At 44.0% G+C, this 11301-nt stretch carries 7 protein-coding genes; 5 read left to right on the top strand and 2 right to left on the bottom strand.

The window, feature by feature from the left end; translation table 11 throughout:
- Window positions 1-9: 9 nt before the first annotated feature.
- Complete coding sequence (locus IGI76_RS13955) at window positions 10-1359, bottom strand: Nramp family divalent metal transporter (RefSeq protein ID WP_201688375.1); 1350 nt, start codon at window positions 1357-1359, stop codon at window positions 10-12.
- A gap of 158 nt (window positions 1360-1517) precedes the next feature.
- Window positions 1518-3860, bottom strand: a complete 2343-nt coding sequence (locus IGI76_RS13950) for an ABC transporter ATP-binding protein/permease (RefSeq protein WP_333718746.1) — start codon at window positions 3858-3860, stop codon at window positions 1518-1520.
- 138 nt (window positions 3861-3998) lie between these two features.
- Between IGI76_RS13950 and IGI76_RS13945 the strand changes: the two genes are divergently transcribed.
- The 5 genes from IGI76_RS13945 (at window position 3999) to IGI76_RS13925 (ending at window position 11276) form a co-directional block, all read left to right on the top strand.
- Entirely contained in the window at window positions 3999-4484 is a 486-nt protein-coding gene (locus IGI76_RS13945; protein ID WP_010749984.1) for a MarR family winged helix-turn-helix transcriptional regulator, read from the top strand.
- Between the two features lie 160 nt (window positions 4485-4644).
- A complete protein-coding gene (locus tag IGI76_RS13940) occupies window positions 4645-6432 on the top strand; it encodes a glycoside hydrolase family 13 protein (RefSeq protein WP_005228237.1) in 1788 nt (595 codons plus the stop codon).
- Window positions 6433-6736: 304 nt separating this feature from the next.
- Window positions 6737-7789, top strand: a complete 1053-nt coding sequence (locus IGI76_RS13935) for an aspartate-semialdehyde dehydrogenase (protein WP_060791473.1) — start codon at window positions 6737-6739, stop codon at window positions 7787-7789.
- 122 nt (window positions 7790-7911) lie between these two features.
- Window positions 7912-9594, top strand: a complete 1683-nt coding sequence (locus IGI76_RS13930) for a ribonuclease J (RefSeq protein ID WP_005228243.1) — start codon at window positions 7912-7914, stop codon at window positions 9592-9594.
- A 242-nt stretch (window positions 9595-9836) separates the two neighbouring features.
- A complete protein-coding gene (locus tag IGI76_RS13925; protein WP_333718744.1) occupies window positions 9837-11276 on the top strand; it encodes an MFS transporter in 1440 nt (479 codons plus the stop codon).
- Window positions 11277-11301 lie beyond the last annotated feature (25 nt).

The following is an 11301-nucleotide window of genomic DNA, read 5'->3' as shown; positions in this document are numbered from 1 at the left end:
TTTTCGCTATTAGAAGTTGCCGAGTGTTTCGATGATCAAGCGGACATTCAAGACCGTCAGTGCAATGGCACAGATCCAGCCTAAGGTAGAGACCCATAGCGGATTCTTGAAGCGTTCCCCCATGATTTTTTTTGAGCTGGTAAAAAGAACCAACGGAATCATCGAAACGGGTAAGGCGATGCTTAAAAAGACTTGCGAATAAATCAGCAAATCGTCCAAGGCTTGTTCGTTGCCGCCAAAGTAAATCGTACAAAGCAAGACGGGGATCACCGATAAGCCACGGGTGATCAGACGTCGCGCCCAAGTAGGGATCTTCATATGGATAAATCCTTCCATCACGACTTGCCCCGTCAGTGTCCCAGTGATCGTTGAATTTTGACCAGATGCCAAGAGCGCCACGGCAAACAGAACGCTCAAGACTGGACTGGCGACAGCACCAGCAATGGAGGAATCTTGCAAAGCATCAAACAGCGCGGAGAAGGTGCCGACTTCTTCACTATGACCAAAGAACAAGGCGCTTCCTAAGATCAAAAGCAGGCAATTGACCAAAAACGCAGCGGATAACTGGATGTTGGAATCCCAAGTAGCGAACCGCACGGCCGTTGCCACTTCTTGGGTATCGCTGCGATCGATTTTTCGTGACTGGGAGATCGAAGAATGCAGATAGAGATTATGCGGCATCACAGTCGCACCAACGATCCCCAACGCCATTGTCAGCTGCCCATGGTTCAAGACTTGCTTTTGGGGAATAAAGCCTTGCAAGACAGCAGGCAAATTTGGTTGAGCAATAATGACTTCGTAACAAAAGACCAGCATAATGACCAAAATCAGTGTCATGACGATCGCTTCGATTTTTCGGAAACCCAATTTCATTAAAAAGAGCAGAAGCAGTACATCGAAAATCGTTAAGATGACCCCAACTAATAAAGGTAAGCCAAATAGTAGATTGAGAGCGATCGCTCCTCCGATCACTTCCGCGATATCCGTTGCCATGATAGCCAATTCGGTGACGATCCACAAGACAAAGCCTAAGCCTTTGCTGGTGTGTTTACGAGTTGCTTGCGCAAGGTCCATCTGGGTCACGATCCCTAGCTTGGCTGCCATGTATTGCAGCAGCATAGCGATCAAACTGGAAATCAAGATCACAGAAAGTAAGAGATAGCCATATTCAGCACCGCCACCGATCGAGGTGATCCAGTTTCCTGGGTCCATATAGCCCACGGCTACCAATGCCCCAGGACCAGAAAACGTTAAGAGATTGCGCCAAAAGCTGCCGTTTTTTGGAATGGCAACTGTATTATTTATTTCTTCCAAGCTAGGACCGTTGGCCGCTTGGATCAATTTTTTTTCTTCATTCATCGTTTCACGTCCCATCTTTTTAGGTATACCTAAAAACAAATCTATTGTATTCCTCATTTATGGATTTTTCAAGAGAAACCTTTTGGAAGTCGGAAGGAAAGGACAAAAAAAACAGCAGCCAAAGGAATGGCTGCTGTCTGTTGGGTTTTCTTATAAAATTAGTCGGCGCGTAAAGCGATCGCTGCATCTTTTTTCGCTGCCATTCGAGCTGGAATGTGGCCGCCGATCATCGTTAGGACGGTGCTGACAGCAATCAAGATCAGGCCGTGGACCGGATCTAATTGAGCAACATTTTCGAGATCAGTCATACTATATAAGATTGCGTTGATCGGGAATGTGGCTAACCAAGCAATCAGGACACCTAAAGCTCCTGAAGCGATCCCTAAAATACAGGTTTCGGCATCAAAGACGCGGGTGATGTCTTTCTTGCGAGCACCTAATGCTTTTAAGACCCCAATTTCTTTCGTACGTTCAAGTACAGAGGTATAAGTGATGATACCGATCATGATCATGCTAGTTACCAAGGAGATCCCTGCAAAAGCGATCAAGACGTAAGTGATGGCATCCATCAAGCCACCAGTCAATTGAGTCATCGTACCCGCTAAATCGGAATAAACGATTTGGTCTTCTTTGTCTTTGCCTTTGTTGAAGTCATCCAAGTAATCAAGGATTTTTTCTTTGGCACTGAAATCATTCGGATAGATCATAATGCTGTTTGGTAAATCACTGCCGCCAAGATAAGCGATCAATGAATCTTTAGCACTTTCGTCAACGGGTTCATTCGTCATCACGTTGGTGTCGCTGTCTTTTTGGGCTTGGACGATCACTGAGTCTTGGTTTTCTTTGATGACTTCTTGCGCGAGGGCATCACTGTAGGCAATGCCAGTTGACAGCAAGTTCATCGTAGAGTTTTGCTTGATACGTAAGATTCCGCTGATCGTTAATTCTTTGTTGTTACTGTTATCGAAAACGTCATTTAAATCTTGATTTGGAATGAAGTTTCCAGTTGGTAATTCGGTGTAAAAGGCATCATTAGACGCCAATGTGATTTTTGTTCCCACGATATCGTCGAAGGACACCTTGTCGCCATCTTCAATGTCAAAACCGAGATTGATCAATGCATTGACATTCGTTACGTTGTTTTCATCGACGATCAAAACGACATCTGTGCTAGCACTTGGGTAGCTGCCTTCTAAAAGGTCATAGTTGTCTTTTAAGAAATTGCCGTTATCCTCTGATAACTGCTCGGGGAAAGTCGAAACCCCAATCCCGGTGGAGGCACTCATGGCAGACATCATGGCATTGGTCTGTTCATTGTCAGGTGATGCATTGGAGAAGCTGACTTGTTCCACAGTATCATCGATCTTACGGAAAAGGTTCAAGGAAGTGGAACGAGTGTAGCCGATATTGTTGCTTAATTCAGGATCAATGTCGTTGATGTAATCGAGAAACTCTTGATCGATTTTGTTGATATGGGTTGCACGATCCGCATCACTTAATTTAGCAGTGACCTCTTTATCTGAAGGGAAATCTTCCGATTTATCCCGCGTCCCCATCGCTGATGGATCTTGTTCAGTGGCTACTTGCGAGATCGTAATCGGAAAACGAGCTAATGTTTCTGACTGGGTATTGTCGATTTGTTTTTGGAATCCCGTTGACAGTGACAAAACAATGGCGATTCCGATGATCCCGATACTAGAAGCAAAGGCTGTCAAGAAGGTGCGCCCTTTTTTGGTGCGGATATTGTTAAACGACAAACGTAAGGCAGTCATGAAACTCATTTTTGTGTGCTTTAATTCGAATTGGTCTTTCTTTTGTCCTTCGACATGAGGGTTCGAATCTTTAATGATTCGTCCGTCTTTGAACTCAATGATCCGTCCAGCGTATTTGTGCGCCAATTCAGGATTATGGGTAACCATGATGACCAATTTTTCTTTTGATAGTTCTTGGATCAGTTCCATGATTTGGACACTGGTCTCTGAATCCAAGGCACCTGTTGGTTCATCACAAAGAAGGATATCAGGATCATTTGCTAAGGCACGAGCGATCGCTACCCGCTGCATTTGACCACCAGAAAGCTGATTTGGTTTTTTGTGCATATGCTCAGCTAAGCCCACACGCGTCAAAGCATCGGTTGCTTTTGCGCGTTTTTCTTCTTTTGACACACCGCTCAAGGTCATCCCAAGCTCGACGTTGTCGATGATGCCTAAATGACTGATCAAATTGTAGCTTTGGAAGACAAAGCCGATCGAATTGTTCCGATACGCATCCCAGTCACGATCTTTAAAGGATTTCGTTGATTTGCCGTTGATGATCATATCACCAGAATCGTAATTGTCTAAGCCGCCGATCACGTTCAACATGGTTGTTTTCCCAGAGCCGCTTGGCCCTAAAATGGCAACAAACTCTTGTTTACGAAAGGCGACGGAGACACCATCGAGGGCTTTTGTAGTACTGGCGCCAACCGTATAATACTTCTTGATATCTTTTAATTCTAACATGCTGTCACTCTTTTCTTGCCGTTTTCACGATTATTTTCATTATGTAACCACGCTATCATAATGGTTAACAAAAATCAACGATTATCATTGTTTAAACAAATAATTTATACTAAACTAAAGACAGAAAAGAGGGAGAGTATGGAAAAAGCGTTAGGAACATTCAATATGGCGGTATTTGCAGAAATCTTTTCGCTGATGGGAAACATATTGTTTGAAGAAATCGGTCTGGAAGATTTAAAATTGACCAAAATGGAAATCTTGGAACTCGTGGTGATCTCTAGTAATGAAGGAATCACGATGTCCGAGTTGGCCCAGCAAATCGGTACGTCAAAAGTCCAAATCAGTCGTTCGATCTCGGGGTTAGAAAAGGCTGGCTTTGTGGTCCGCAAAACCAACGGCGTCAATCGCCGCAACGTCAATGTTTATTTGGAAGAAGCTGGGAAGCAGTTGTTTGTCCAAAAGAAAAAACAAGTGGAAGACCGCTTGAATGCCAAAACCGCTCAAATGGCTGCAGAAGATATCCAGCAGTTGAGTCAGTCGTTGACGGAAGCAGTGGGGATCTTGCGAAAATATGACATTTTACGGACTGGCAATCAATGTGAGAAAAATACGCCGTTTGATTAAAAAAGGGCGAAGCAATCGTTTGCTTTTTAATTACTGAATTAATTTCATATTAACTTATATTATCGACTTTTTAGATAAAGCAACCGATTGCGTTTTTCTCTTGTTTTGACTTCTGATTTGTGCGACAATGAGTATATCAAACAAGTTAAAGGAGTCTGCTATGAATACTACTGCCATTTATCATCGTCCCGAAAGTGAATTTGCGTATTTGTACGAGAAGGATAAAATGCATATCCGTTTACGTACCGCCCGTCAAGACGTCCGCCATGTCCAGCTGCTTTGCGGCGATCCTTACACACTGTATAAAGAAGCTTGGTACCAGCAAAGAATTGAAATGAAAAAAATTCTTTCCACGGACTTGCATGATTATTGGCAAGTATCGGTCGGAGCAGAATTCCGCCGTTTGTCTTACGGCTTTTCCATCGAAAGTTACGATGGGTTGCATGTCTTTTATGGAGACCACGGGGTCTATCCTTTTGAGCAGCAATATTTAGAAATGAACAACAATTATTTTCGGATGCCTTACTTCCAAGAAGCCGATCGTTTCAAAATTCCTGAGTGGGCAAAAGAAACCGTTTGGTATCAAATCTTCCCTGAACGCTTTGCAAATGGGGACCCATCAAATGATCCAGAAGGTGTATTGCCTTGGGGCTCAAAAAATCCCGATCGCCAAGACTTTTTCGGCGGGGATCTGCAAGGGGTCATCGATCATTTGGATTACCTCGTCGATTTAGGCATCAATGGGATATACTTCTGTCCGATTTTTGAGGCCTATTCGAATCACAAGTATGATACCATCGATTATTTAGCCATCGATCCAGCGTTTGGGGATAACGACACCTTTAAACGCTTAGTGGAGGAATGCCACAAACGCGGCATCAAAGTCATGCTAGATGCTGTGTTCAATCATATGGGGGATACTTCGCATCAATGGCTAGATGTCATCAAAAACGGCAAAGATTCGCCCTTTGCTGATTGGTTCCACATCAATGAGTTTCCTGTCAACTACAAAGAAGGGGAAAACTTTGAAGATGCCTATGACATCACCTATGATGTGTTTGCCTTTACGCCGCATATGCCAAAACTCAATACAGAAAATCCCGACGTGCAAGATTATTTGTTGAAGATCGCTCGTTATTGGATCGAAGAGTTTGATATCGATGCTTGGCGCTTGGACGTTGCAAATGAAGTCAGTCACCACTTCTGGAAAAAATTCCGCCAAGTGTGTGATGATGCCAAAGATGATTTTTATATCCTTGGGGAAATTTGGCACTCTTCTCAACGGTGGTTACAAGGCGACGAGTTTCATGCAGTAATGAATTACGCCTTTACGGATGCAATCATTGAATATTTTGTCAAAGACGAGATCTCCATGACGAAAATGGTCTCGGAATTAAATAACCAGCTGATGTTGTATCGGGAGCAAACCAATCAAGTGCAGTTCAATATCTTGGATTCTCATGATACCCCGCGCTTGTTAACTTTGGCTCGAGGAGACAAAGACTTGATGCGCCAAGTGATGGCCTTTACGTATCTGCAACAAGGCGTCCCTTGCCTGTATTACGGTGATGAGATCGGTTTGACCGGCGATATGGACCCGGATTGCCGTAAATGTATGATTTGGGAAGAAGAAAAGCAAGATCGTGATCTCCTGCATTTCACTCGCTCATTGATCAGCATTCGCAAAGACAACCAGAAAGTCTTATCAGAAGGTTCCTTGAGTTGGAACTGGGTTTCGGAAGAGGATGGACTGATCATTTTCGAACGAGAGTTAGGGGCACAGCGGATCATCGGTATTTTCAATACGGGCGATGACCAAATCACTCTTTCTCGTCCTGATTCGATCCTGATGGAACAGTTTGTCCAACTGGAAGATGAAACGATGATTATTGATAACAAAGGCTTTGCTATCGTGAAAGTAAACAACGAAGAATCGAATGAAGCATAAAAATGAGGCAAGAATTGCATATGCAATTCTTGCCTCATTCAATGTTTTGGGTATTTTTAATTTCCCCATGCACGTTGGAAAGAATCTTCCCCAAAATTCCTTCTGTCGGTATTATATCCTATAACACCTGAATGTGACAAATGATAACCCTTAAATATAGGTAGAATTTTTCTACAAAGGGGAAAAAGATTGAAAATTTAGACAGTATTGCCTTCTTTTTGCGCTTCTTTCCACGAAAGGTCTTTTCTTTTTTACAAGATATGATAAACTAGTAAAAATGTATTTTTATTCGAGGAGTGATTTGATGAGTACGGGGTATCACGTAGCAGTTGTCGGGGCTACCGGCGCAGTAGGAACAAAAATGATTGAGATGTTGGAGAAGACCACGTTGCCGATCAAAAAAATAACGTTGTTGGCATCCAAACGTTCTGCTGGGAAGACCCTTGTGTTCAAAAATGAACCGCTCGTTATTCAAGAGCTGACCGCAGATTCCTTTGCAGGCGTCGATATTGCATTGTTCAGTGCCGGTGGCGGCATTTCAAAACAATTTGCTCCAGAAGCAGTCAAACACGGTGCAGTCGTGATCGACAATACCAGTCATTTTCGGATGGACCCGAATGTTCCTCTAGTCGTTCCTGAGGTGAATCCTCATGTATTAGCGCAACATAAAGGAATCATTGCCAATCCGAATTGTTCAACGATTCAAATGATGGTGGCGTTAGAACCAATTCGTCAAAAAGTCGGTTTATCGAGGGTCTTGGTTTCGACGTATCAAGCAGTTTCAGGTGCTGGCGCCCAAGCCTTGGCTGAATTGACTCGTGAATCTCAAGAATTATTAGCTGGCAAAGCCGCTGATGAACTAAACCCTGAGATTTTACCAGCAGGCAGCGACAAGAAGCACTACCCGATCGCGTTTAATGCCTTGCCGCAAATCGATGTTTTTGCCGAAGAGGATTATACTTACGAAGAGTGGAAAATGATCAATGAAACGAAGAAGATCATGGAAGATACGCAGATCAAAGTAGCAGCTACGTGTGTGCGGATCCCTGTGTTTAGCGGTCATTCGGAGTCGATTTATATCGAGACCAAAGACCATGCTAGTGTTGAGGAAGTCAGACAGTGGATCAGCGAAGCGCCAGGAGCTGTCTTGCAAGATGATCCGAGTCAACAAGTGTACCCGCAAGCTTTGACCAGTGTGGACAAAACAGAAACCTTTGTTGGTCGGATTCGCAAAGATTTGGATGTCGAAAACGGCTTGCATTTATGGGTCGTTTCTGATAATTTGCTGAAAGGGGCGGCATGGAACTCCGTTCAAATCGCCGAAAGCCTGCATCAGCAAGGATTAGTTCATGTGTAAACCATAAGTTTTTCAGAAAAGTGTGGTGAATGCCACGCTTTTCTTTTTTTTGTTGTATAATAATAGGGACGGCTTATGCTTGGGAAATAATACAGTAGAAAAAAATTAAGAGGTGAATAAAAGTGGAAACGATAAAAATCATTCCTCTTGGCGGTGTACGCGAAAACGGAAAGAACATGTACATTGCTGAAGTTGGCGAGGATATATTTGTGCTGGATTGCGGTGTCCGTTATCCAGAAAATGAATTATTAGGGATCGATACAGTGATTCCAGACTTCACATATTTAGAAGAAAATGCCGACCGTGTGGCGGGTGTCTTCTTGACCCATGGGCATGCAGATGCGATTGGTGCATTGCCTTATTTCTTGGAGAATATCCAAGTACCGGTCTTTGGGACCGAGTTAACGATCGAACTAGCAAAATTGACCGTGAATAAAAATGAAGCTACCAAGCGCTTCAAAGATTTTCATGTGATCGATGAACATTCGGAGATCGACTTTGGTCATGCGACCATCAGCTTTTTCCGTACGACCCATTCTATCCCTGATTCTGTTGGGATCAGCGTCAAAACAGAAGCTGGCAATATCGTTTATACAGGAGATTTCAAGTTTGACCAAACAGCGATCCCTATGTATCAAACCGATTTTGGCCGCTTAGCGGAAATTGGAAAAGAAGGCGTCTTAGCATTGCTAAGCACGTCTTCAAATGCCGAAAATCCAACGCCGATCGCTTCTGAATTGACGATCCAAGATGAAGTTTATGACAATATCCGTTACTGGGAAGGTCGGATCATCGTCGCTAGTGTTGCCAGCAATTTGCAACGGGTGCAACAAGTATTAGATGCGGCGTTTCGTTCTGATCGCAAAGTCGTTTTGACCGGGCAAGATTTTGGTCGGATCATCAAAACGGCCATGAAGTTAGGGAAATTAAAATTACCTGCCGAAGACTTGCTGATCACCCAAAAAGAAATGAAAAAATACTCAGACGAACAGTTGCTGATTTTAGAAACAGGTCGTATGGGTGAACCAATCAAAGCGTTGCAAAAAATGGCCAACGGCTCTCACCGGACGCTGCGCATCAAAGAAGGAGATCTTGTTTACATCACAACAACGCCGACAACGGCAATGGAAACTGTGGTTGCGAAAACGGAAGATATCATCTATCGCGCTGGCGGTACCGTGAAACAGATCTCGGATAATTTCCGTGTTTCTGGTCATGCCAACCCGAATGATCTGCAGCTGATGTTGAATATGATGAAACCGAAGTACTTTATCCCTATTCAAGGCGAGTACCGCCAATTAGCCGCCCATGTGGACTTGGCGCAAGAAGTCGGGATTCCGATGAAAAATATCTTCATTACTGCTCGTGGAGATGTGTTAGAATACAAAAAAGGCGAAATGATCGCCGCAGGTGCGGTTCCAGCTGAAAACGTCATGATCGATGGGATCGGTGTCGGTGACATTGGGAATATCGTCCTGCGAGACCGCAAAGTCTTATCTGAAGACGGAATCTTCGTTGCGGTAGTGACGATCAATCGTCGCGAAAAGAAAATTATTTCTGCACCACAAATCACTTCTCGCGGGTTTGTCTATGTGAAAGCCAGCCGCGATCTGATTCGTGAAAGTGGCGAGATCGTGGAAGAAATCGTAGAAAAACACCTTCATGATGAAGAGTTTGAATGGAGCAAATTGAAACAAGATATCCGTGATCGTTTGAGTCGTTTCTTGTTTGAACAAACCAAACGCCGTCCCGTCATCTTGCCGGTCATCATGGAATCAAGCCAAAGAAATCGCAACCGTAAATAATTCGTTTTGACCTACTGACAAAAGCAGGTGAAAGAATAGCCGTTTGACGGCCGATTTCTTTTCACCGAAGCTTTTGTCTTTTTTTATGTAAGAAAACAGGTGGCGTTTTTTTTATAAAATGCCCCTTATTTTGGTCGTGATGAGCAGATAAGGATTGACGGCGAATGGATTTCGATCAATAATACAAAGTTGTCCCCCTAAGACTAGAGGAACAAAACAAGCAAAGAGAGGATGGTCGATTTGTGAATAGTTATCAAGAAAATCCCGTAGTACAACAGAGAAAGTGGTGGATTCTCATTGCTGTTTCGATGTTTACCTTTATGTCAACACTGGATGGGAGTATCGTAAATATCGCTTTGCCCACGATCTCGGCAGATATGGGTGTCCCTATGAATCAAGCGGAATGGGTCGTATCCGTCTACTTGATGATCGTTTGTGCCTGCCTTTTGTTATTCGGTAAGGTAGGGGATAGTTGGGGTAAGATCAAAGTATTCCGCTTGGGGATGCTGATCTTTATTATCGGTTCGCTGTTATGCGGGTTTAATCATTCCTTAGCATTTCTGCTATTTGCCCGAGTCGTGCAAGCGATCGGAGCCAGCATGACGATGGCGACGAATACCGGAATCATTACTGAAGTCTTTCCTATGAGTGAACGAGGACGCGCCTTAGGGATGATTGGTGCCTTTGTTTCGTTAGGCTCCATCGCCGGTCCTGGATTGGGCGGAGTGATTTTGGCGCATTTTTCTTGGCCGTTTATTTTTTGGATCAATGTTCCAGTCGGTATTCTGACAATGATTGCTGGAGAAAAGGTGTTGCCAAAAGATATCACCATGAGTCATGATTCCATCGATAAAACCGGGTTTGTGCTGTTTTCAATTGCAATTATCAGCTTCTTCGGCGGCATTTTTCTTGGACAAGAGCGTGGCTTTCTAACGTGGCTGCCGCTGCTGTTGGTGGGGATCGCCTTAGTGGCATTCATCGTCTTTTTGCGAGTAGAAGCGCGTGTGAGCAAACCGCTGATTACCTTTGGGATCTTTCGTAATAAAATTTTCACCATGAGCCTGATCACGGCGTTGCTGATCTTTTCTGCAAACTTTTTTGTCAATGTCGTGATTCCCTTTTACTTGCAAAGTGCCCGAGGCTTAACGCCGAGTGTGGCAGGAATGCTGATGATGGTCTTTCCTTTGATGATGGTCATCGGTTCACCACTTAGCGGCTATCTGACGGACCGTGTAGGACCGGAGATCTTGGTCTTAGCTGGCTTAGCGTTGCTGTCCATCACTCAGCTGATGTATATGTTTATGAATCAGCATACGCCGATTTGGTACTATGTCGTCGCTACTGCCATCATGGGGTTAGGCAATTCGTTGTTCCAATCCCCCAACAATACGATGGTGATGAGCAGCGTCACCAAAGAAAATCTTGGGGTGGCAGGTAGTCTAAATTCCTTTGCCCGTAACTTGGGCATGGTCTTAGGGATATCCTTAGCAACGACGATTCTTTATGCCGCAATGAGTCAAGCCTATGGGAAGCATGTGACGACCTATATCGCAGGTCGGACAGATATTTTTGCCTATGGCATGAAAATCACCTTCTTTGGGGCGTTCCTTCTTTGTATCACGGCGTTATTCTTAACAGTCTGGCGCATCTATAAACAAGGTGGACGTAAGAAAACGCTATGATCGCTTGAAGTCATCAGGTCGAACT

It is taken from the genome of Enterococcus sp. DIV2449a (genome assembly GCF_051711225.1).
In the GTDB taxonomy this organism is placed as follows: Bacteria; Bacillota; Bacilli; order Lactobacillales; family Enterococcaceae; genus Enterococcus_D; species Enterococcus_D casseliflavus.
This window is presented reverse-complemented; position numbering and strand designations above follow the sequence as displayed.

Excerpts from the sequence above, each read along its gene's own strand:
- IGI76_RS13955 (WP_201688375.1), bottom strand. The coding sequence starts at position 1,359 with ATGAATGAAGAAAAAAAATTGATCCAAGCGGCCAACGGTCCTAGCTTG.
- IGI76_RS13950 (WP_333718746.1), bottom strand. The coding sequence starts at position 3,860 with ATGTTAGAATTAAAAGATATCAAGAAGTATTATACGGTTGGCGCCAGT.
- IGI76_RS13945 (WP_010749984.1), top strand. The coding sequence starts at position 3,999 with ATGGAAAAAGCGTTAGGAACATTCAATATGGCGGTATTTGCAGAAATC.
- IGI76_RS13940 (WP_005228237.1), top strand. The coding sequence starts at position 4,645 with ATGAATACTACTGCCATTTATCATCGTCCCGAAAGTGAATTTGCGTAT.
- IGI76_RS13935 (WP_060791473.1), top strand. The coding sequence starts at position 6,737 with ATGAGTACGGGGTATCACGTAGCAGTTGTCGGGGCTACCGGCGCAGTA.